At 61.6% G+C, this 22,808-nt stretch carries 18 protein-coding genes; 10 read left to right on the top strand and 8 right to left on the bottom strand.

The genetic code is table 11. The features are described from left to right. Positions 1 to 60: 60 nt before the first annotated feature. Positions 61 to 3,948, top strand: coding sequence for an ATP-dependent RNA helicase HrpA (gene hrpA / locus MHY22_RS00830; protein WP_239277546.1), 3,888 nt, complete (start codon positions 61 to 63; stop codon positions 3,946 to 3,948). Here hrpA and nrdR read toward each other — a convergent pair. Further along, positions 3,945 to 4,403 (bottom strand): transcriptional regulator NrdR, encoded by a 459-nt coding sequence (nrdR, locus tag MHY22_RS00825; RefSeq protein WP_005328590.1) that lies wholly within the window; start codon positions 4,401 to 4,403, stop codon positions 3,945 to 3,947. The genes hrpA and nrdR overlap by 4 nt on opposite strands. Positions 4,404 to 5,133: 730 nt before the next feature. Here nrdR and lexA point away from each other — a divergent pair. Together lexA and MHY22_RS00815 are read left to right on the top strand one after the other, a co-directional pair. Next, positions 5,134 to 5,838 carry a transcriptional repressor LexA gene (gene lexA / locus MHY22_RS00820; protein WP_239277543.1) on the top strand — a complete coding sequence of 235 codons (705 nt, stop codon included), beginning with the start codon at positions 5,134 to 5,136 and terminating at the stop codon, positions 5,836 to 5,838. Positions 5,839 to 6,189: 351 nt separating this feature from the next. Then, the gene (locus tag MHY22_RS00815; RefSeq protein ID WP_239277540.1) at positions 6,190 to 6,972 is read left to right on the top strand and encodes a DeoR/GlpR family DNA-binding transcription regulator; all 783 of its coding nucleotides are present in this window, start codon (positions 6,190 to 6,192) and stop codon (positions 6,970 to 6,972) included. Between the two features lie 21 nt (positions 6,973 to 6,993). On the opposite strand, the gene ptsP is transcribed toward MHY22_RS00815, so the two are convergent. Continuing rightward, on the bottom strand, positions 6,994 to 8,682 hold the full coding sequence (gene ptsP / locus MHY22_RS00810) for a phosphoenolpyruvate--protein phosphotransferase (RefSeq protein WP_239277539.1): 1,689 nt from the start codon (positions 8,680 to 8,682) through the stop codon (positions 6,994 to 6,996). A 198-nt stretch (positions 8,683 to 8,880) separates the two neighbouring features. Between ptsP and MHY22_RS00805 the strand changes: the two genes are divergently transcribed. From MHY22_RS00805 to MHY22_RS00795, 3 genes are read left to right on the top strand one after another with little or no spacing between them, the layout of a single operon-like run. Beyond that, on the top strand, positions 8,881 to 9,846 hold the full coding sequence (locus MHY22_RS00805; RefSeq protein ID WP_239277537.1) for a 1-phosphofructokinase family hexose kinase: 966 nt from the start codon (positions 8,881 to 8,883) through the stop codon (positions 9,844 to 9,846). Positions 9,847 to 9,859: 13 nt separating this feature from the next. Beyond that, on the top strand, positions 9,860 to 11,983 hold the full coding sequence (locus MHY22_RS00800; RefSeq protein WP_239277536.1) for a fructose-specific PTS transporter subunit EIIC: 2,124 nt from the start codon (positions 9,860 to 9,862) through the stop codon (positions 11,981 to 11,983). 54 nt (positions 11,984 to 12,037) lie between these two features. Continuing rightward, positions 12,038 to 12,307 carry an HPr family phosphocarrier protein gene (locus tag MHY22_RS00795; RefSeq protein ID WP_005325102.1) on the top strand — a complete coding sequence of 90 codons (270 nt, stop codon included), beginning with the start codon at positions 12,038 to 12,040 and terminating at the stop codon, positions 12,305 to 12,307. 68 nt (positions 12,308 to 12,375) lie between these two features. Here MHY22_RS00795 and MHY22_RS00790 read toward each other — a convergent pair whose 3' ends face one another. From MHY22_RS00790 to hflX, 3 genes are all read right to left on the bottom strand, one after another. Continuing rightward, complete coding sequence (locus tag MHY22_RS00790; RefSeq protein ID WP_239277534.1) at positions 12,376 to 13,365, bottom strand: HNH endonuclease signature motif containing protein; 990 nt, start codon at positions 13,363 to 13,365, stop codon at positions 12,376 to 12,378. Between the two features lie 131 nt (positions 13,366 to 13,496). Continuing rightward, positions 13,497 to 14,777, bottom strand: a complete 1,281-nt coding sequence (locus tag MHY22_RS00785) for a uracil-xanthine permease family protein (RefSeq protein WP_040425259.1) — start codon at positions 14,775 to 14,777, stop codon at positions 13,497 to 13,499. 31 nt (positions 14,778 to 14,808) lie between these two features. Then, positions 14,809 to 16,302: a GTPase HflX gene (hflX, locus tag MHY22_RS00780; RefSeq protein ID WP_239277533.1), complete on the bottom strand. Its 1,494-nt coding sequence runs from the start codon at positions 16,300 to 16,302 to the stop codon at positions 14,809 to 14,811. Between the two features lie 75 nt (positions 16,303 to 16,377). Here hflX and MHY22_RS00775 point away from each other — a divergent pair, with 75 nt between their 5' ends. Both MHY22_RS00775 and MHY22_RS00770 read left to right on the top strand, forming a co-directional pair. Continuing rightward, positions 16,378 to 17,175 (top strand): hypothetical protein, encoded by a 798-nt coding sequence (locus MHY22_RS00775; RefSeq protein ID WP_239277532.1) that lies wholly within the window; start codon positions 16,378 to 16,380, stop codon positions 17,173 to 17,175. A 36-nt stretch (positions 17,176 to 17,211) separates the two neighbouring features. Further along, a complete protein-coding gene (locus tag MHY22_RS00770) occupies positions 17,212 to 17,823 on the top strand; it encodes a hypothetical protein (protein WP_198493200.1) in 612 nt (203 codons plus the stop codon). Positions 17,824 to 17,869: 46 nt separating this feature from the next. Here MHY22_RS00770 and dapF read toward each other — a convergent pair whose 3' ends face one another. The 3 genes from dapF to MHY22_RS00755 are packed head-to-tail and all read right to left on the bottom strand — an operon-like array spanning position 17,870 to position 20,231. Further along, positions 17,870 to 18,730 (bottom strand): diaminopimelate epimerase, encoded by an 861-nt coding sequence (gene dapF, locus MHY22_RS00765; RefSeq protein WP_239277531.1) that lies wholly within the window; start codon positions 18,728 to 18,730, stop codon positions 17,870 to 17,872. A gap of 5 nt (positions 18,731 to 18,735) precedes the next feature. Continuing rightward, entirely contained in the window at positions 18,736 to 19,632 is an 897-nt protein-coding gene (gene miaA, locus MHY22_RS00760; RefSeq protein WP_239277529.1) for a tRNA (adenosine(37)-N6)-dimethylallyltransferase MiaA, read from the bottom strand. Next, positions 19,632 to 20,231 carry a hypothetical protein gene (locus MHY22_RS00755; RefSeq protein WP_198493203.1) on the bottom strand — a complete coding sequence of 200 codons (600 nt, stop codon included), beginning with the start codon at positions 20,229 to 20,231 and terminating at the stop codon, positions 19,632 to 19,634. Before MHY22_RS00755 ends, miaA begins: the two co-directional genes overlap by 1 nt. A gap of 136 nt (positions 20,232 to 20,367) precedes the next feature. Here MHY22_RS00755 and MHY22_RS00750 point away from each other — a divergent pair, with 136 nt between their 5' ends. Both MHY22_RS00750 and MHY22_RS00745 read left to right on the top strand, forming a co-directional pair. Further along, positions 20,368 to 21,672: a DUF349 domain-containing protein gene (locus MHY22_RS00750; protein WP_198493204.1), complete on the top strand. Its 1,305-nt coding sequence runs from the start codon at positions 20,368 to 20,370 to the stop codon at positions 21,670 to 21,672. Next, the gene (locus MHY22_RS00745; RefSeq protein ID WP_239277528.1) at positions 21,672 to 22,802 is read left to right on the top strand and encodes a GNAT family N-acetyltransferase; all 1,131 of its coding nucleotides are present in this window, start codon (positions 21,672 to 21,674) and stop codon (positions 22,800 to 22,802) included. The genes MHY22_RS00750 and MHY22_RS00745 overlap by 1 nt, the downstream gene beginning before the upstream one ends. The last annotated feature ends 6 nt before the right edge of the window (positions 22,803 to 22,808 follow it).

The raw sequence follows: 22,808 nt of genomic DNA, 5'->3' as shown, positions 1-22,808 counted from the left end.
ATTTTAACTTTAACAACTTTTTCCTCATTTCAGGTGGACGGGTAAACTCGTTGCCTAGTCATGACTATGAATGAAACCTCTTCCCGCGATGAACTTTTCGCTGCACTCGACAATGTCACCCTCTCTGAAGCCCGCTCCTTCCGTCGCCGCCTCAAGAAGGCCCGAGCCCCTAAAGCGCTGCAAGAAATCGGCACTGAAATCCATGACGCGGCCGAGCGCGTCGCACTTACCGACGCCGCCGTTCCCACCATCTCCTACCCCGACGCCCTCCCTGTCACCGCCCGCAAGGACGATATCGCCGAGGCAATTCGGGACAACCAGGTAGTCATCATCGCCGGTGAGACCGGTTCTGGAAAGACCACTCAAATCCCAAAGATCTGCCTTGAACTGGGTCGCGGCCGCCGCGGGTTCATCGGTCATACCCAGCCGCGCCGTATTGCAGCGCGCACCGTGGCCGAACGCATCGCCTCGGAATTGGACCAGAAAATCGGCGAGTCCGTTGGCTACGCCATCCGCTTTGACGATCGCGTCTCTGAGACCACCGCCGTCAAGCTTATGACCGACGGCATTCTGCTCGCCGAGATGCAACGCGACCGCTTCCTCAATAAGTACGACACCATCATCATCGATGAGGCTCACGAGCGCTCGCTCAATATCGACTTCCTGTTGGGTTACTTGAAGCGCCTATTGCCCAAGCGCCCAGACCTCAAGGTGATCATCACCTCCGCCACCATCGACCCGGAAAGCTTCGCCGCCCACTTTGCCGACGCCGACGGCAACCCCGCCCCCATTATCGAGGTCTCCGGACGCACCTACCCCGTAGAAATCCGCTACCGGCCACTCGAGTTCGAGGCCGGCGGAAAAGTCGTGGACCAAGACCCACTCGACGGCTTGACCGAGGCCATCGAAGAGCTCATGCGCGAAGGCGACGGCGATATCCTCTGCTTCTTCCCCGGCGAGCGAGATATTCGCGATGCCATGGAAGCCATCGAAGGCAAGAAATGGAAAAACGTCGAGGTCACTCCTCTCTTTGGCCGCCTATCTAACCAAGAACAGCACCGCGTGTTTAGCGAGCACCGCGGCCGCCGCATCGTCTTGGCCACCAATATCGCCGAAACCTCGCTTACCGTGCCCGGTATCCGCTATGTTGTCGATACCGGCACCGCTCGCATCTCGCGATATTCCACGCGCACCAAGGTCCAGCGGCTGCCTATCGAGCCCATCTCGCAGGCCTCCGCCAACCAGCGCTCCGGCCGTTGCGGCCGCGTTGCCGACGGCATCGCCATCCGCCTCTACAGCGAACAGGATTTTGAAAGCCGTCCCGAGTTCACCGACCCGGAAATCCTGCGCACCAACCTAGCCAGCGTCATCCTGCAGATGGTTTCGCTCAAGCTCGGCGATATCGAACAATTCCCCTTCATCCAACCTCCCGAGCACAAGGCCATCCGCGATGGCCTCACGCTCCTCCACGAGCTCGGCGCCCTCCACGACAAGCAGGACAAGCCCTCACTCACCACCATCGGCCGCGATCTTGCCCGCATCCCACTGGATCCGCGCATGGCCCGCATGCTCATTGAGGCCAATACCAACGGATGCCTCGATGATGTCATGGTCATCGTTGCCGCCATGACCATCCAAGATGTGCGCGAGCGCCCCCTCGACTTCCAAGCCCAGGCCGACCAAGCCCACGCCCGCTTCAAGGACAAGACCTCGGATTTCTTGTCCATGCTCAAGCTGTGGGATTACATCAAGCAAACCCGCAATGAGCAATCCGGCAATAAGTTCCGCAAGCGCATGAAGCAGGAATTCCTCCACTACATGCGCATCCGCGAGTGGTTTGACTTGGTGCGCCAGCTCAAGGACGTCGCCAAGCAGCTGGGCTGGACCTACCAGGAAGGCACCGAGCGCCGCTCCGATGACATCCACATGTCCCTCCTTTCGGGCCTGCTATCCAATATCGGCGCCCGCGATGGCAATTCCAAGGAGTTCCAGGGCGCGCGCAACACCCGCTTCCTGGTATTCCCTGGCTCCGCTCTGGCTAAAAAGCCGCCCGAATTCCTCATGGCTGCCGAGCTAGTGGAAACTTCCCGCCTCTGGGCGCGCGATGTCGCCGCCATCGATCCTGCCTGGGTAGAAAAGCTCGGCGCGGACCTGCTCAAGCACAACTACTCCGAGCCCACCTGGTCTCGCAAGCGCGCCGCCGCCATCGCGCACCAAAAATCCACGCTCTACGGCGTGCCCATCGTGGCCGACCGCACCGTGCCCTACCACCGCGTCGATTCCGCCGCTGCCCGCGATATGTTCATCCGCAACGCCCTTATCGCCGGCGACTGGAACACCCACCACGCCTTCTTCAAGGCCAACGCCCAAGCGCTTGACGACGCCGCCGCATACGAAGAAAAGGCCCGCCGCCGCGGCCTCATCGTGGACGAAGATACACTCTTCGATTTCTACGACCAGCGCATTCCGGCAAAGGTAACCACCGGCCGCCACTTCGACTCATGGTGGAAAAAGGAGCGCCGCCGCACCCCGGATCTGCTGAATTTCGATCCCGCTAAGCTCATCGATGACTCCCACGAGGCCACCGAGGAATCCTTCCCCGACCACTGGCACAAGGGCTCTATCGATTACGAACTGACCTACAAGTTCGAGCCCGGCGATCCTCTCGACGGCGTCACCGTAATGGTTCCCATTCCTATGCTCGCCGGCTTGGATACCGAAGGATTCGATTGGCTTGTTCCAGGTCTTCGCCTTGAGCTCGTCACCGAGCTCATCCGCAGCCTGCCCAAGGCCCTGCGCCGCACCGTCGTACCCGCGCCCGAATTTGCCGAGTGCGCCATCGATCGCCTCATCCCTTATGAAGGCCCCATCACCCAGCAACTTGCCGACGTCCTCCGCGAACTCGGCGGTCAAGGAATCAACGCCACCGACTTCCAGGCCAGCAAGCTACCCGCCCACCTGCGGATGAACTACGGGGCCATCGATAAGCGCGGCAAGATCGTCGACTCCGACCGCGACCTCGCGGCACTCGTCCGACGTCAGGCCGGGCATATCAAGTCCTCCGTGTCCCGCGTCTCGCGCACCTCCGAGTCCACCGCCGTCAGCGAATGGACTGACGACACCCTCGGCACCATCGATGACACGGTCAAGACCACCGTGGACGGCCACGAAGTCACCGCCTACCCTGCCCTGGTCGCTACCGAGGACGGCGTCGAACTCAAGGTCCATCCCACCAAGGCCGCCGCAGATGCCGCCATGGTCACGACCACACTCACCCTCCTCATGCGTGAGATATCCGTTAATGCTCCACAAATGGTCAAGGGCCTGCCATTGCAACAGCGCGTCGCCGTCGATTCCTATCCGCACGGCGGCGCCGACGGCCTTGTCAATGACGCCCGCGTCGCCGCGATCCGCGACCTGATGCTCGAAGCCGGCGGCCCGGTCCGCACCCCCTCGGCGTTCCAGAAGCTCAAGGACACCGTCAAACCCCAGGTCCCAGGACGCGTACGCCAGGCAGTGGTAGCCATTGCCCCAGGACTCGCCGAATACTCCAATCTGCGAGCCGAACTCGCACATTGGGACGGTCCAGCAATCGATGACATGCGCGCACAATTGGACTTCCTCCTACCCCAAAACGCCATCACTGTCCATGGAATGTCCCATCTGCGTCATCTTCCGCGATATATCCAAGCCATGCGAATTCGTCTAGAGGACATGAACCTTGACCCGGACCGCGATGCGGACCGCCAAGCCGAGGTAGACAACGCCAAGGCTTACCTATCTAACCGCCTTCGCAACCTCCCGGCAGGCCGCGAAAAGACGCGCGAGGTCAAGGACGTACGCTGGATGATTGAAGAACTTCGAGTTTCTCTTTTCGCCCAGCGCCTTGGCACAGCCCACGCCGTTTCACTCCGCCGTATCCAAAAGGCGGTGGACAAACTGCGCTAAAAGTCCTCGCGATCGCGCCTTCGCATCAGTCGAATCTCGGATTCAAAGTCATCTGCGCTTTCAAAGGATTTATATACAGAGGCGAAGCGCAGATAGGCCACTTCATCAAGGTCCCGCAGTGGTTCTAGGATGGCCAAGCCAATCTCGTTCGCGTTGACCTGCGAGGAGCCATGACTACGCACCGTCTCCTCAACTTCTTGCGCAAGCTTCTTCAGGGCATCGTCGCTTACGTCTCGTCCCTGGCAGGCACGGCGCACACCGCGAATCAATTTATCTCTGCTGAAAGGCTCGGCCAGACCGTTTCTCTTCACCACAAGCAGCACGGCCTTCTCAACCGTGGTAAAGCGGCCCTTGCACGAAGCACACTCGCGCCGGCGACGAATCGACGCTCCAGCATCGACCACACGCGAGTCGATAACGCGGGATTGCTCATTGTGACAAAAAGGGCAATACACGGTGGTCCTTTCACTGAAGTTGTTACGCCAGTAGTTTACTCACCTTCGATTTCGTGTGACCACCGGCCTTCGCCCCACCGTTCCCCCTATCGTGTTACTGCAGCCTCTACTTGTTGCACATTAGAAGCCGGCGGTTGCGGTGCACTGTTTCCTTCAGCACCAGCTAGTCCGCCTAGCAAAGTGCCCACAAAGACCGCTACACCAAACACTGCACCCAATGCGTAGTTACCTGTGTTCGACTCACCCACGCTGTTTCGGCCCCTATTCGATCTGTTCCCAGAGTCTCCGAGCGACGTACGGTTCGAACGATAGGTCGTGCAATCTTCCACACGTAGAGTTCGAACATACCGAGAGTTTGCGGTACCGCGGACCACAGAACCGTAGTCGCGCTCCACATCCCACACGGATGCAGACGGCACCACTACGGGATCAGCAGCATTGCGTGTTACCAGGTTATTGCGAGAATTGATCAGCAGAGACATGACTTTCCTTTCGACGACTGAAGCCACCTTAGGCGCCTCATTCGACACGCCATGACACCCAGTCGCCATAATGTTCGATTTAGTTGGTACGTTCGATTTATAGCATCGCTTCGAATACTTGTCCACCCCAACGCGCAAATCTCGAACATCTGTACTTTTCGTGCTACAAATGACGTGTGGCATCTTTTCAGCGCCGCCAGCTAACAGACCACCGATAAATCCACCCGACCCCCTCCGAGGAGCCAGCAATGGGCCGCAAGCCAAAGAAGACTACCGAGAAGACCGACTACGCTTCCCTATCCGACCGCCAGCGACGCATTCTCAACGTCATTAGTGACGCCGTTATGTTGCGTGGCTACCCACCAAGCATTCGCGAAATTGGTGACGCAGCAGGCCTGCAGTCCACATCATCGGTTGCCTACCAGCTAAAACAATTGGAAGAAAAGGGGTTTTTGCGCCGGGACCCTAACAAGCCGCGTGCTGTAGATGTTCGTCACCTTAATACGGATGAAGGCGCCAAAAAGCCGGGCCGCAAGCCGGCTAAGTCTGAGCAGCAAGTTCCCGAGGATGCAGGTGCCGTTTCCTATATTCCTGTGGTCGGCCGTATCGCTGCGGGAGCACCCATTACCGCAGAGGAAAACGTGGACACATACTTCCCCATGCCTGACGAGGTGGTCGGTAGCGGCGACCTTTATATGCTGCAAGTAGTCGGCGACTCGATGCAGGATGCCGGCATCCTTGACGGCGACTGGGTAATCATTCGTTCCCAGTCAGTTGCAGAGGAGGGCGAGTTCGTCGCCGCCCTGCTCGAAGGTTCTGAAGCTACCGTCAAGGAGTTCCACCGTGATTCCTCCGGCGTGTGGCTGCTTCCCCACAATGATGCCTACGCTCCCATCAACGGCGATGATGCGGAAATCATGGGCAAGGTTGTATCGGTATTCCGTAAGCTTTAACCACTTACCTGACGCAGATTCCATTACCCCGCAAGGGCCGAGTGTGGCCCTCGCGGGGTCTATCTACGTACACCCTTCGTTGACGCAGCCCGTATCCTGCCACCCCCATTTTGGCTCTATTTCGGACCCGGACACCAAAAGAGACGAAAATCCCACTTTTCCTGATAACCAGGCATTTCAAGGTACCGGCTCTAAAATGCAGCTGTGCAAGTTTTTGCTTTAGTCCGTTTATTCCCGATTTTTGAGACAATAGACTAAGCAAAACAATATCGCCGGATTTTCACTTCCGCATAAAATGGCAATTTTTACCCCCGCGCCATGACGCGATGTCTCTAGATTCAAGGAGGAATCATGTACGCAGAAGAGCGGCGTCGCCAAATTGCTTCCCTCACCGCCGTTGAAGGCCGCGTCAACGTCACTGAGCTCTCAGAACGCTTCGAAGTTACGGCCGAGACCATTCGCCGCGACCTTGCGGTGCTTGACCGTGAGGGTGTCGTCCATCGCGTGCATGGCGGCGCAGTAGCCTCCCAAACCTTCCAGACCGCGGAGCTTACCCTGGATACCCGCCAGAGGTCCGCCTCCGGCGCAAAAGCGGCTATCGCCCGCGCGGCCCTTGATTTTCTCCCCCACGGCGGCGGCAGTGTTTTCTTGGACGCAGGCACCACCATCAATGCATTCGCGGAGCTCATTGGACAGCAATACCCGCAGGCGCAGTTCAATATTGTCTCCAATAGCTTGCCTATTGCCCTGTCGCTAGCGGGCAATGGCGTGCCTGACGTCCAGCTACTTGGCGGTACGGTCCGCGCGATTACCCAGGCCGTCGTTGGCGATACCGCACTGCGCACCCTAGCTTTGATGCGTGCCGACGTCGCCTTTATCGGCACCAATGCCCTCACCCTAGACCATGGCTTGTCGACGGCCGACTCCCAAGAGGCAGCCATCAAATCCGCCTTCGTCACCAATGCCCACAAGGTAGTGGTCATGTGTGACTCCAGCAAGCTGGGCAATGACTACCTTGTAAGTTTCGCCTCTGCCGCCGATATCGACGTCGTCATTACTGACGCTGCTGCCCCCGATTCCTTCGTGGAAGCGTTGCGCGAGCGCGAAATTGAGGTCGTGCTCGCCAGCGAATAATCCCCCGATCCTTCGCCTACTTTAGGCGAAGGACTCCATGCGTTCGACCACTGCGGTACGGGCAGCGTCAGGGCTTTCCGCATCCAATGCCACCTCGGCAAGCTGCTGGCACTGTTCCAAGGTAACTTCTGCCAGCTGTGCACCGACGCCCGCTACCGCCGTCGACGCTGCGGATAGCGAATTTACGCCCAAGCCGGTAAGCACGCAGGCCAACATCGGGTCGGCTGCCGCCTCACCGCAGACGCCAACCGCAACGTTATTAGCTTGGCCCACGATGCAAGTGTGCTGAATGAGTCGCAGGACAGCCGGCTGCCACGGGTCGGTCAGGTAGGCCAGCTGTGGAGACAAGCGGTCCGCAGCCATCGTGTACTGAGTCAGGTCATTGGTGCCGATGGACACGAAATCAAGGTGCGGCATGATTTTATCCGCCATAAGCGCTGCGGCCGGAACCTCAATCATGGCGCCAGCAGTCAGGCCGCGCTCGCGGCACAGGCTAGCAAACCACTGGGCCTCGGTAGAGGTGGCAACCATAGGAGCCATCACCCAAGTCGATGCTTTGTCATCGCGAGCCGCAGCCGCCTGCGCAATCGCATCCAGCTGGCGGGTCAGCAAAGCCTCATTATCGCGTGCAATACGCAGGCCACGAACACCCAATGCTGGGTTTTCCTCGGAGCTTAGCGTGGCATAAGAGATAGGCTTATCGGATCCGGCATCCAGCGTACGCACGACAACCTTTGACTCAGGAAAGGCATTAAAAACCTTGCCGTAAATCTTTGCCTGCTCGTCCACGCTCGGTTCTTCACTAGCAGAGAGGAAGGACAGCTCCGTGCGGTAGAGACCAATGCCCTCTGCCTGGGAATCCGAAGCAATGCGGGCGGCGTTGCCATCAGCGACGTTGGCAAGCAGCTGCACGCGGTGGCCATCCTTGGTTTCAGCCGGGCCGCGCCACTGGGCAACGCGTGCTGCACGCTCGCGATATTCGGCCACGGCCTTTGTAGAAGCCTCTTCGTCGGCCCCAAGAGTGACGGCACCCACTGCACCATCGACGAATACCGGCGTGCCGCTTTCAATATCGCTAAGCGCGGCGCCCACAGCAACGATGCATGGAATATCCAGCTGGCGGGCGATAATAGCCGTGTGGCTGGTAGGTCCCCCCAGCTCGGTGACAAGGGCCTTGATGTGCTTGGTATCCAGCGTCGCGGTATCGGCCGGGGCCAAGTCATCCGCGAAGAGCACGGCCTCGCCGTCTACGAGCGGCAGCCCCGGCTCGTCCTCGCCGCGCAGCTCTGCGATTACGCGGTCGCGCACGTCCTTTAAGTCAGTGGTGCGCTCGGCCATCACGCCGCCGGCGGCCTCGAACATGGTGACAAACTTATCGGTGGCGCCGACAGTAGCGAACTCCGCATCCTGGCCGGTGCGGATGTTTTTGCGCACGGCTTTGTGCCAGCCACGGTCCTTGACCATGCCGGCCGTTGCGGTCAGAACTTCCGCAGCCTGGCCTTCCGCGGCAGCAGCTCGCTGCTCCAAGCGGCCAGCGACAGTATCTACGGCCGCAAGGAAGCGGTCGTATTCAGATTCGCTCGCTTGCTCTGGGTCGATGCTTCCCTCGGTAGGCAGGGCGGGGCGAGGGCGGACCCACACGGCTTCGGCGTAGGCGACTCCGGCAACGACACCGGTTCCTTTGATCGTGGACTCAGACGCGTTTTCCATGAGCGTACTTCCTTCGAAGATAGCGGTTTATTAACTTCCAGAACACCACAAATCGGATAGAAAAGCAATGTATACCACAGAAATTCTGTTGACTTTCGGACACAATCGGACAAGAATCAACATTAAGGGCGGGCCATGCCCGCGAGGTTCTCTCCAACGGCGTTCGGCCCCCAATATACAACCTGCGAAAGGGACGACTTGATTCTCACGCTGACCCCCAATCCCAGTATCGACGCCACCCTTGTGCTCAGTGATCCATTGACCTCCGGTGATGTCCACCGCGCCAGCGAGGTCACACAGGTTGCTGGCGGCAAGGGGGTAAACGTCACCCATACCGTACACTTGGCCGGCGAGCAATCCTTGGCTCTTTTCCCGGCCCACGACTCCGATTCTTTCCTGAATCTCGTCCACTCGGCTGGGCTGCCTTCCTCTACTATCCCCATGGACGGCGCAGTTCGCGTCAATACCACCATCACTGAGCCTGATGGCACCACCACCAAGGTCAACGGTCCAGGCCCTGCGCTTTCCGACGCCGACTCCCGCGCCATTACCTCCGAACTCACCGCCCGCGCCCTTGCCTCCGACTGGGTGGTTCTAGCCGGCTCCCTGCCGCGTGGCGTCAACACCGATTGGTATTGCGACCTCATCTCCGCAGTCCGAGCAGCCGCACCACAGGCTCGCATTGCCGTCGATACGTCTGACGCCCCAATGCAGGCCATTGGCGAAAACCTCAATTCTGCTGCGCCGGATCTCATTAAGCCGAACGGCCTAGAGCTCGGCCAGCTCACCGGAACCGACGGCCGCGAATTGGAAGACCAGGCCGCACGCGGCGAGTACGCGGGGGTTGTGCGGGCGGCCCGGGACGTCGTCAAGCAGGGCATCGCAGAAGTACTCGTCACTCTTGGCAGTGCCGGCGCGGTGCTGGTTACCGCGGATGGCGCTTGGGCTGCAACTCCCCCGCCCGCCACGGTGAAATCCACCGTAGGCGCCGGTGACGCCGCACTCGCCGGATACCTCCTCGGCCGCACCGCCGGTAAGTCGCCGGCCGATAGCCTCGCGCAGTCGGTGGCCTACGGAACTGCGGCTGCATCCAAACAAGGCACCCAATTCCCTCGCCCAGAAGAACTCGATATCGCACATACCCCCGTACAATCGCTAGCCTAAGGAGTGCCTAATCATGGCTTCCGACCTCATCACTACCGACCTAGTCGCGCTCGACGCCGACTTCGGCGACAGCGTTGACTCCGTTATTACCAACCTGGCCACGCTAGTCCATGACACCGGCCGAGCCACCGACATCGCCGGCTTGGCCCAGCCCGCCATCGACCGCGAGGCCAAGGCCGGTACCGGCGTCCCTGGCGGAGTCGCCATTCCGCACTGCCGCTCCGAGGCAGTGACCGAACCCACCCTCGCATTCGCCCGCCTGAGCCGTGGCGTGGATTTCTCCGGCCCTGACGGTGGCGCCCAGCTGGTCTTCCTCATCGCTGCTCCGGCCGGCGGCGGCAAAGCCCACTTGAAGATTTTGTCCAAGTTGGCCCGCGCTCTAGTGCGCAAGGACTTCCTCGAGTCCCTGCGCAACGCGCCCACCAAGGAAGAAATCGTTCGGCTTGTGCTGGAGGTAGTCAATGCCGAAAAGCCGAAGAAGAAGCCAGCCGAGGAACCGGCCACCCAAGGCGCTGCTGCCGGCACTGCCGCAACCGGTACCGATGCCGGTGCCGCCGGCCCCTCCGCCGCCGCGCCCTCGGCCACACTCCCTACCAACGCAGAACCTTCGGCCGATGTCACCCGCATCGTGGCCATCACCGCCTGCCCCACCGGCATCGCCCACACCTACATGGCGGCCGACGCCCTCACCCAAACCGCGGCCGAGCGTGATGACGTATCTCTGACTGTTGAGACGCAGGGCTCGTCTAATAATGAGTCTGTCTCCCAATCCACGATCGACGCGGCCGATGCGGTCATCTTCGCCACGGACGTCGGCGTGCGCGACCGCGAACGCTTCGCCGGCAAGCCGGTTATCGAGGCTGGCGTCAAACGCGCCATCAATGAACCTGGCACGATGCTCGACGAGGCGATCGCAGCCGCGCACAACCCCCACGCGCACAAGGTCTCCGGCACTGCTACCCGCGCCGATGCGGAAGAAGAAGGCAAGTCTCTTGGTTGGGGCAAGCGCATCCAGCAAGCCATTATGACCGGCGTGTCTTATATGGTCCCGTTCGTTGCGGCCGGTGGTCTGCTGCTCGCCCTCGGCTTCCTTTTCGGTGGCGCCGATATGGCAAATGGTTGGCAGACACTATCGACGGAGTTTTCGCTCGGCAACCTCCCCGGCCATGACGTGACCGTTGACGGCGAACTCATGCATTTCGAGCGCTCCGGGTTCTTGCTCTATCTCGGCGCTGTTCTCTTCGCCGTAGGCCAAGCGGCAATGAGCTTCATCGTCGCTGCGCTGTCGGGCTACATCGCCTTTGCGCTGGCTGGCCGTCCGGGCATTGCTCCGGGCTTTGCGGGCGGAGCGATCGCAGTTACCTTGGGCGCTGGATTCATCGGCGGCCTAGTTACTGGCCTGCTGGCAGGCTTCATCGCGATGTGGATTGGCAACTGGAAGGTACCGCGTTGGCTAGGCTCGCTCATGCCGGTTGTCATTATTCCGCTGCTGACATCGTTGGTTGTCGGTCTCGCCATGTACCTGGCACTCGGCGTACCGCTGGCAAACCTCATGGAAGGCCTGCAAAATTGGCTATCGTCCATGTCCGGTTCTTCGGCTGTATTGCTGGGTATCATTCTCGGCCTGATGATGTGCTTCGACTTGGGCGGCCCAGTCAATAAGGCGGCCTACCTCTTCGCCACGGCCGGACTGTCTACCGGCGACGAATCCTCCATGCAGATCATGGCCGCCGTCATGGCGTCCGGCATGATCGCACCAATTGCGTTGTCGCTGGCTACGTTTATCCGCAAGTCGCTGTTTACACCGGCCGAGCAGGAGAACGGCAAGTCCGCTTGGCTGCTGGGTCTGTCCTTCGTCTCGGAGGGTGCCATCCCGTTTGCGGCGGCCGATCCGTTCCGCGTCATCCCTTCGATGATGGCCGGCGGCGCGGTGACGGGCGCGATTTCGATGGCCCTGTCGGTCGGTTCCCGTGCCCCGCACGGCGGCGTGTTCGTCTTCTTCGCCATCGACCCGTTCTGGGGCTACCTCGTGGCCATCGCGGCCGGCGTGGTTGTCTCCACTGCGGCGGTGCTGGCGATGAAGCAATTCTGGCCTAACAAGGCCGTCGAAGAAGCCGCCCAGAACGTGGCAGTATAAACCAAACACTCGTACACTGGATTGTAAAAATCCCCGTAAGAAAGGATATTTTCCATGGCTTCCAAGACTGTAAAGGTTGGCTCCTCTGTAGGCCTGCACGCACGTCCTGCATCTATTATCGCGGACGCTGCCGGCGAGTTCGATGAGGATATCTTCCTCAACCTGGTCGGCGATGATGATGAGGATGAGACCGATGCGGCCTCTTCCCTGATGATCATGGCTCTTGGCGCAGAACAGGGCGATGAGGTTACCGTTACCTCCGAAAACGAAGAAGCAGTGGAAAAGATTGCTGCTCTCATCGAGAAGGACCTGGACGCTTCCTAAGCCCTAAAACGGTTCGGCTCTAGGCTCCCCACCCTTGCGGTGGGGAGCTTTTCGCTTTCCGACGCCACCTATCCCCACGGTGGCACCCACCTCACCTGCCCGCGCACCCGGGCTAGCCGGCCACGGCGCGGCGGGGCGTTGGGGTCATCGTCATTGACGCCGTTGTGATAGGGGCAGCATGTTGCAAGGTTCGCAGCGTTGGTCTCGCCGCCATGCTTCCAGGCTTTGAGGTGGTGAATCTGGCACTTGTCGGCGGGATAGTTACAGCTCTCCCACGGGCATACCGGGTTGACCGCAGCCGCCATGAGCCGCTGCTTGTCGTTGGCCACGCGCGAGGTCCGGTAGAGGTTGACCGGCCCCTCGTGGGGATGGACGAGCGTGACATAGCCGTGGTCGCTCAGTGTCCGCGCGACAAGCTCCGCTCCGGTGATTCGAGCGCCGTTGGTGAGTTGGAGGGTGATTTCCTCGCCGCCTCCGTCTACTACGCGGTCGAGCTCGTCGAGGGTGAGAACCACCTGAGTCGTCACCGTCGCCCGCGTCGCAATCGCCTTGCCAAAGAAGAGGTCTTTGGCAGATTCCAGGGGCTTATTGGCATCCAATGCAGCGTGCATATCCGCCACATCGGCTGAATCCCCGGTAATAGTCAGTGACCACGGGCCGCCGGAGCGGCGGGTAATGCGCACTCCCTTTTCGGGCGCGCGGCGAGGTCGCAGTTCGCGTACCAAAGCGCGGGCACGCTTTTCCAAGGCGGTGGCGCTGCCGCGAAAGGCACACAGCTCGGTGCGTAGGGTCCAGGCGTCGCGCTGCGTCGGCAAGCGCAAGGCGTATTTTTCAATCAGCAATAGCACGTCAAGGGAATGCCTAGTCTGCCGCGCCGCTCGCTGTTTGGCAGCAAAGCCGCACCGGCCGAAGTAGGTATCGCATAGACGCAGCAGGTCGCGCGCAGCAATGTCAGAGGCGCCCCGTGCGATGAGCTCGCGATCGCTAAGCCCTTGAACGGCGGCGACAATGTCCATCCCGGCGTTCACTGCGTTTATGTATGCGTCCAATGCGGTCATGCCGCTAAGTTAAATAGACCCCGCACGCCTAAGCGAGCCGCATACCGGCGCGCTGTGGATAACCCGCGTTGGTCCGTCAACAACACTGCCCGCCGCGGGCGCGCGACGGGCAGTTATCCACAGGTGGAAAACTAGTACTTGGCGCCGTGCCCCTCGCCGACGGAATCGTAAAGCTTCTTCATAATCGGATAGGCCACGATGATGCCTACGGAGCCCCACGCAATGCCCTCGAGGGAAACCCCACCCACGGTGAGGGTCAGGTTGCCGATGCCCGCGATAAGCGCCACCGCGGCCGCAGTCAGGTTGACCGGGTTATTGAAATTAACCTTATTATCCATCCAGATCCGCACACCCAGCATGCCGATGAGTCCATACAGCACGATGCAGGCGCCGCCCAGAACGCCGGTCGGGATGGTGAAAATCAGCGCACCAAACTTCGGCACGAAGGCCAAAAGGATGGCGGTAAAGGCCGCCACCCAGTAGGCGGCGGTGGAATATACACGGGTTGCGGCCATCACGCCGATATTCTCGGCGTAGGTCGTGGTACCGGAGCCGCCGAAGCCGCCAGCAAGGGTGGACGCAAGGCCATCGGCGATCAGCGCGTCACCGGCCAGGTCATCGAGATCGCGCTTGGTCATCTCGGAGACGGCCTTGACGTGGCCGACGTTTTCCGCGATGAGTACCACCAGCACGGGAAGCGCCACGGCAATGGCGGAGACGTTGAAAGAAGGCGCGTGGAATTCCGGCAGGCCTACCCACGGGGCGGCATCGATGGCCGCGACGGCGTCATCGCCGAGGTTGCCGGTCAGCGCAGCGAAGACCCAGCCGACGACCACGCCGAGCAAGATGGATAGGCGCGAGACCATACCGCGGCCGGCGACGGTGGCCAGCAGGATGACGAGCAGCGTCACCGCGGCCACGAGCGGTTGGGAGGCGAAGTTCTCGGCCGCATTCGGCGCTAGGTTCAGGCCGATGAGGGCCACGATTGCACCGGTGACGGCCGGCGGCATGACGGCATCAAGCACGCGGCGGCCGGCGATTTTGACTGCCACACCCACCGCAGCCAAGACGAGGCCGGTGACCAAAATGGAGCCCGCCTGCGCGGCGATTCCGTACTGCTGCGACGCCGAAAGCGGCGCGATGAACGCGAACGAGGAGCCGAGGTAGGACGGCAACCGGTTGCGCGTGATAAGCAGGAACAAAATGGTTCCGAGGCCGGAAAAGAGCAGCGTCGTATTGACGGGGAATCCGGTCAGGGTAGGAACCAACAGCGTAGCGCCGAACATGGCCACCACGTGCTGCATTCCGATGCCGATGGTTCGGCCCCAGCTGAGTCGTTCTTCCGGCGCTACGACCGCGCCCGGTGCAATCCTTTTACCGTCTCCGTGGACGGTCCAACCTTTTAAGCTCACGAGCCTTAATTATGGATCACCCAGGCTGGTTTTAGGAAACTTCCTCCACGATAAATTCGGCGAGTTCGCGGGCGGTGGGTGCGGGAAGGCGGACGTCGACAAGCGTGCCATCGGCCGTGTACTCCTCGTGGCGCACCGTACCCTCGGCGTGGACGCGGGCCACCACATCGCCGCGGGTAAAGGGAACCTGCAGCTTGACGTGGCTATCGCGGGCGTTGAGGAAGAGCTCTACGCGCGCGGTAAGCTCGTCGATTCCCTCGCCCGTTCGCGCGGATACGTAGACGACGTCCTCGTGGTCGAGTACGTGACGCAGCTCGGCGAGCACCAGCGGGTCGGCCTGGTCGATCTTATTGATCACGATGATCTCGGGCGGGGCCTGCTCGCCGGTTTCGGACACAATGTCATAGATGACCTGGTTGACCGCCTCAATCTGCTTGAGCGGGAATGGGTCAGAGCCATCGACCACGTGCAACATAATATCGGCGGCCAGCACCTCCTCCAGGGTGGATTTGAAGGCTTCGACCAGCTGCGTGGGCAAGTGGCGGACAAACCCGACGGTGTCGGTGAAGACGACTTGGCGGCCGTCGGCAAGCGTGGCACGGCGAGTGGTAGGGTCCAACGTAGCAAAGAGTGCGTCCTCCACCAGCACGCCGGCGCCGGTCATGGCGTTAATGAGCGAGGACTTTCCGGCGTTGGTGTAGCCGGCAATGGCTATTTGCGCGATAGTCGAGCGCTGACGCTTGGAACGCTTGACCTCACGGGCGGTCTTCATAGCGCGCAGCTCCTTGCGCAGCCGGGCCATCTCCGTGCGGATGCGGCGGCGGTCCGTCTCAATCTTGGTCTCACCGGGACCGCGCAGGCCCACGCCGCCGTTGGAGCCGGCGCGGCCGCCCGCCTGGCGCGAAAGGTTGCCGCCCCAACCACGGGTATGGGTGTAGAGGTATTCCAGCTGTGCCAAGGAGACCTGCGCCTTGCCCTCTTTGGACTTGGCGTGCTGGGCAAAGATGTCAAGGATGAGCATCGTGCGGTCAATGACCTTGGTGTTAAGCGCGCGCTCGAGAGCGGTGAGCTGGCCAGGATTGAGCTCGCCATCGCATACCACGGTATCGGCGCCGGTGGCCTCGACGATGTCGCGCAATTCCTTGACCTTGCCGGAGCCGATGAAGGTGCCGGAATCCGGCTTATCGCGCTTTTGGTAGATCATCTCCACTACTTCGGCGCCGGCGGTCTCGGTCAGCGCCGCGAGCTCGTCCATGGTGGCTTCGACTTCGGCCACGGTGCCTTCGGTCCACACGCCAACCAGGATGACGCGCTCGAGGCGCAGCTTTCGATACTCCACCTCATAGCCATCGGTGGTGTCTTCGGCGCGGATGGTGGTCTCACGGGTAACGCGGCGGAAGGCGTTGCGCTCTGCCAGGTCAAGGTCACCGGTGGTGGGCGTCGCCTCTGGTGCGGCCGGGGCGTCGTTATCGCGGAACGCACGGGCGAGGAGATCGTCGTTATTGTGCTGGGAAAATTCGGTCATACTACCTTTCATTTTGGCATGTTGCGGCCGAAAGCGGGAATTGCGGATTCTTAGCTGGCTGCGCAAGGCGATACAATGGCGGGCATGAACGTTAAGGACACTGGGGCTAAGCAGAATACCGAGATGCAGGCCATTGGCCTCAATTTCGAACGATGGCAGGATGCCGTCGAGGCCGCTATCGCTAGCGATCGCTTAGCCGTTACCGGCGAGGTACGCGGTGGTCAGCTGATTCAGTTCACCGATCCATCGGGCGCGCAGCTCAATATCCTCGCGGTGGAACCTTTTGCTACTTTCATTGGCTTCAATGCCGTTACGCAGGGGTTCGCCCACGTGGAGATGGTCAACGATGTCCTCGCCCTGCTGGAGATTATCGATCCTTTCGGCACCACCATCGCCCAGGCCACCGCAAACTTGGCGCAGGGGCCTTTGCTTGCCGACGAACCCTTGCAGCAATGGCAGCAAATCTCCCTCACCGCCATGGGCCTTGATGTCCGCACCTACGAGTCTGCCGCTGCCTATGAGGCGGCCGAGGGCGAGTTCCCGGCGCTCTTTGAGTCCGCGGGAGCGAAGGTTATCTCCTCCGGCTCTGGCGCGGAGGTTCCTACCCCGGCCGCTACCTTTGCGGCCCGCGTCATGGAATCCGAGTGGCGTACCAATGAGCTCACCGGCGAGAAATTCGCCCACCTCGTCATGGATGGCCTTTTCCCCTTTGATCTCTGCCTACCTGCGGGGGGCGACGAGCTACCGACCAAGGACTCTATCGTGGCCGGCACCGCCTTGCTGACGGCTTCTATTGAAATGCCCAGCGGTGGCTGCGGCGACGGCGCTGGCTGCGGTTGTGGCTCTGGTGGCTGCGGCTGCGGCGGCCACTAAGAACTGACGCAAAGGTCTGGTGGAATAGCTGTGTGGATGCCTTTCCCGGAAAATGCGAGGAACCGGCGTGTGTTGGTTCTCGCGCTGATCCTGGTGGGATCAGTGGCGGTTGTGGCAACCCTAAAACTCCCCGGGGTTTTCATCGCGGCACTACTCATCGCGGCAGCACTGCTCATGCTCCACGCCCGGCCGGATGCCTCGGAGCAGGCGGCGCTGCGCAGCTCTATTCGGCTCTCTGCCGAAGATATTCAGGACGTCTTGGCCGAATACGAAGACTTCCGGTCCTCCGAGGCGGCCGAAAAGATCGCGGACCGCACGCTTTACCGGCCGGCGCTTTTAGATCTGGATTGCTCCGACCCCACCATCGAAGCCTTCCACTATGAGATTTCGGGCTCCCGACGGTTCCTGCGCCGGCTGAACCTACGCGTCAACTCGGAAGAGGTCAGCACCAACGAGCTGGAGTCCTTGCTCAAGGTGACCGATGGACGGGCTCGCGAGCTCAAGGAAACATGGCTATCGGCCCGCCGCGCCGCTTTTGCGCTCGGGCCGAAGTATGAAAAGAACGAAGTAAAAAATCGCGCCCTGCGCCGCCAAGCCCTCGAAGAGCAAGCATTCGAGGAAGAGGAAGGCGAAGGACGCAGCGCCTAAGCACTCACCGTGTACCGCGCACCGCGCGCGTCGGGCCCGACGCGGTCTAAAGGGAGGTCTCGCCGGTGGCGACGATCGCGGACGGGCCGGTCAGGCGCGAACCGCCCTCGTAGATGTCCACTGTCACTTCCCCGCCGGGGACGTGTACGTGCACGGTACCGTGAGGGGTGGTGGTGTGGTCAACGGCGGCGTCGGCAAGCGCAGCGGTCGCGGCCGCCACGGTGCCCGTGCCGCAGGAGCGGGTCTCTCCTACCCCGCGCTCAAAGACGCGCATGTGCACGTGGCCATCACGCAGCGGGGTCACGACCTCAACATTCACGCCGGCGGGGAAGAAAGACTCATCGATGATGGGCTGCTCGAATGTCTTGGCTGCAAGGCCCTCGGCGTCCAGCCCCGGCACCACGGCCGCGAGGTGGGGGTTGCCCATGTCAACGCCTAGACCGGCGTAGCTCTCCCCGGCCATAGACGCGGTGGATACACCCGTTACTTCGGCCGGTCCCATCTCCACGGTCACCTCTGCCGCATGCGCATCGCACGAGTGCACCGTCACGCGCTTGGCGCCGGCGCGGGTACCGATGGTGAACTCGCCTTCTTCCACCAGGCCGCGCGAGCGCAGCCAGTGGGCGAAAACGCGGGTGCCGTTTCCGCACATTTCGGCCACGGAACCGTCAGCGTTGCGATAATCCATGAACCAGTCAGTGGGCGCGATGCCCTCGGGCAGCGACTCGATTTCCCCGGCCGCGAGCAAGGCCTCGGCGCGCACGACGCGCAGCAATCCGTCGCCGCCGATACCGGCGCGGCGATCGCACAGCGCCGCTACGCGCTCGGGGGCAAGCGGCGTGGTGGCCGCGTGGTCTTCGACGATGACGAAGTCGTTCTCAGTTCCATGACCCTTGGCAAATTTCATGCTCCCTACCCTAGCGCGCGCAGCGCCTGGGCGGTCGTATCGCCCGCGGCATCCAACCACATGATGCGCTTATCGCGGTTGAACCAAGATCGTTGGCGGCGCACGTAGCGCCGTGTCCCGGTAATAGTGCGCTCGACGGCCTCATCCCACGTAAGTTCGCCGCGCTGGGCTTGGAATACCTGCGCATAGCCAATGGCGCGCCCGGCCGTGGAATCGGCCACCAAGCCTTGGGATTGGAGGCCCTCGACTTCCTCGATGAGCCCGCGCTCAAACATCTGGCGCGTGCGTAGCTCGATGCGCGGATTAAGCCAATCTGCGGTAGTGCGCAGGCCGAGCAAACGGGTGCCCCACCGCGGCGGGGCGTCCTTCGGCGGTTGACTAGCCTTATAAGGTTTACCGGTCAGTTCGATGACCTCCAAGGCGCGCACGGTGCGCCGTGGGTCCTTATCTTCAATGATGGCGGCCGCGGCCGGATCCACCTGCGCCAGCTCCTCATGCAGGGCATCGGTACCGATTTCTACGCGCCGGGCCTCATACTTGGCGCGGACGGCGGGGTCAGTGGGTGGGAACTTCCAGTCGTCGACCAGCGCTTGGGCATAAAGCATGGAGCCGCCGACTAGGATTGGCGTCTTGCCGCGGGCCATGATGCCTTCCACGTCCGCGATGGCATCGCGCTGGTAGCGCGCCACAGAAGCGGTCTCGGTCACGTCCCACACATCGAGCTGGTGGTGCGGGATTCCCTCGCGCTCGGCCGGGGTGAGCTTGGCGGTGCCAATGTCCATACCGCGGTAGAGCTGCATGGAATCGACGTTGACCACCTCACCGTCCAGCTCCTGCGCCAGCGCCAACCCCAGCGCAGATTTGCCGGAGGCGGTGGGTCCAAACACTGCAATCGGGCGCATTAGACCTCCCACCCTGCAACGTAGCGGCCAACCCCCAGGGTGGCGTCGGTGGCCAGCAATTGCGCCTTCTTTGGTTGTAGTCCTGCTAACTCCTCCCACAGCGCGGGCTCTACCACACCGCGCTGGGACAGCCATTCGCCTGCCTTGCTTGCCGACGCCCCCATGAGCACCTCCTCGCACCACTCGTGCGCTTCCTGGGCACCGGGAACGAGCGCCAAGGGGGCGCGCTCGGTCAGGCCCGCGCTGCCATCTGCCACGACGATGGTGAGCGCCGCCGGATCCGGCTGGCCAATGTGCTCCCGGCTAGCGCGGGCGTGAAGCTGCGGCACGCTGTGCAGCACGTACCGAGCCATGATCTCCGGAAGGAAGTTGCCGCCGCCCAGGTCAGTGGCCGCACCCCAGGCCCGTAAGCTTCCGGAATGGGCGGTATACCAGCGCTTATCCTGGCTGCCGACGATATCTACTTCCACTATTCCAGCGGCTGCAGCCTCCACTGCGAGCGTACGGGCAGCGGCAAGCAGGGCGCGGGAAGCAGCGTCATTGGCGGAAAGCTCCACGGCCAGCGCCGGTGACGCAGGCATTACCATGAGATTGAACATTATTCCTCCATACTATCTACCCAAGTGGAGGTAATTAAATAGAATCTGGGCACGCGCGGGATATTCGCGGTAATGTATCCAGTGATTTTATTCGGCAGCCGTGACGCGCGGCGATCTATGCATAGGAGGGCTTGTCATGTCTCCCATCCCTACCCCAGGTTCCATGCCCAAGAAGGGCCCTCGTCCCACCGCAAAGCCTGTTCCCGTGCAGGCACCAAGCAAGAATGACCCGGCCAAATGGGGCCGCGTCGACGCGGATGGTTCCGTCTTCGTTTCCGCTCCGGAGGGCGAACGCAAGATTGGCGAATGGCAGGCCGGTACCCCAGAGGAGGGCCTACAGCACTACGGTGCGCGCTACGACGATCTCTCCACCGAAATTGAATTGCTCGAGGCTCGCCTGCGCGCCAACCCCAGCGAGGCCGCTGGCATCAAGAAGACCGCAGCGCAATTGCGCGACACCCTGCCTACCGCTGCGGTCATCGGTGATATCGCAGCACTTGACCGCCGCCTTGTTGCCGTCATTGAGCACTCGGTAGAAGCCGGTGAGCAGGCGCAGGCCGATAAGGAACGCCGCCGCGAGGAAGCTATTGCTGCCAAGGAGAAGCTGGCGGCGGAAGCAGAAGACATCGCAGAAAATTCCACCGAATGGAAGGCCGCCGGTGACCGCATCCGCGCCATCTTAGAAGAGTGGAAGCAGATTAAGGGCATTGATCGCAAGACCGATGATGCCCTGTGGAAGCGCTACTCCCGCGCCCGCGACTCCTTCAACCGCCGTCGCGGCTCCCACTTTGCCGAGCTGGACCGCGCCCGTGCGGTTGCCCGCAAGAAGAAGGAAGAACTGGTCGAGCGCGCCGAGGCTATCCAGGATTCCACCGAGTGGGGACCCACCGCCCGCGCCTACCGCGATTTGATGACTGAGTGGAAGGCTGCCGGCCGCGCCCCGCGCGACGTGGACGATAAGCTCTGGGCCCGCTTCCGCGCCGCCCAGGACAAGTTCTTCAATGCCCGCAATGCCGTCAATGACGAGCGCGACCGCGAGTTTGCAGAAAATGCCAAGGCCAAGGACGCCTTGATCGCGGAATACGACGAGCAGATCGACCCGTCCAAGGGCATCGAGGGTGCGAAGGCCAAGCTGCGCGAGCTGCAGGAAAAGTGGGAAGAAATTGGCTTCGTTCCCCGCAAGCAGGTGCGCGAGTACGAGTCCAAGATTGAGGCGCTGGAGCAGCGCGTCACCGAGGCAGAAAAGTCCGAGTGGCGCCGCACCGACCCAGAGGCGCAAGCACGCGTGGCGCAGTTCCAGGCTAAGGTCGATGAATTTAACTCCCAGGCCGAGGCAGCTGAGGCCAAGGGCAATGCGAAAAAGGCCGCTGATCTGCGTGCGCAGGCTGAACAGTGGCAGGCTTTTGCCGACGCCGCCGCTAACGCCGTCAATGACAAGTAGTGCACCTCGTCCACATTGCGCGGCCACCGCGGCCGGCGCACTCGCCTACCGCTCACGCCCAGCCCAGCGAACCTGCGGACTGTATTCGCAGCTTCGTCTTTTGGGCCAACTTGGCGGCCCAAGAAGCCAGCGGCGATGCCGCGGCATCGACGTCGCCGGGCCGTGTGGTCCAGCGTCTGCAGGGTTCTAGCGAATCGCAGACCCATCTTTTTGCCGTAGTGGACGGCGACTCCACCCTTGGTGAGGTTTCCGAGCTGGGACTGCCGCTCATCCCCTCGGTGGAACCGAGCCCGGAGCTAGATTACCTCGGGTTCATCCACATTAGCCTGCCGCTTTTGGAAGAGCGTGAAGCAGCAGAGATTGAATGCGTGCTATGCGATTTGCCCCTTCCTGGCGAACAGCTCGATGAGGACGGGCGCCGAGTAGCCGAGTGGATGGGTGCAAAGGCGCTGGAGCTGGCCCGGAAACTCGGCCGCACCATAGCGCACGTGGGCCTATTGCACCCACCGGGCTCGGACCCAGACTACGACGCTATGGGCAGCATCTACCGCGAGCTGGGATTTACGCAACGGCATGCGGAGCACCAGCTGGTGATGGACATCCCCGAAGGCCCTGTCGCAGCACTACTCCCGGCGGGAATCACCGCCCAAGTCTGGCCGGATTACGACATCCCTGAGGGTTACCTCGACGAAGTCATGCGGCTGCTTAGCCTAGCGTCCACAGACGCGGAAACTGGTGATCTGACGGTGGAGCCCATCGTGTGGACGCGTGCCCGATTGCGCGAAGCACACAGCCGGCTGCGCTCTCGTCGCGGGCACACGCTTCTTGTCGCGCTCATCGGTGAGGAGGGAAAAATCCTCGCGCTGGCAGAAATGGCTCGGCACGAGGACGCGAATCCGGAAGTATGCGAGTGGACTCTGACTGTGACCGATCGCCCTCACCGCCGCCGGGGACTTGCGCAGCTAGCGAAGCTCACAGCGCTGCATGAGGTGGCAAGCTATTGGCCGCGGGTACGGCGCTGCTATTGTTCCGTTGCCGCCAAGGACGCGGCCATGAATGCCATCTACCGCAGCCTGGGCGCCCGGGAACTCTCCCGCTCTTCCGCGTGGGAGTTGCTGCTGCAGGACTAGCGGCAG

The organism is Corynebacterium sp. ACRPO, assembly GCF_022347205.1.
GTDB lineage: Bacteria > Actinomycetota > Actinomycetes > Mycobacteriales > Mycobacteriaceae > Corynebacterium.
The sequence above is the reverse complement of the archived record's forward strand: the minus strand, read 5'-3'. Positions and strand labels throughout refer to the sequence as shown.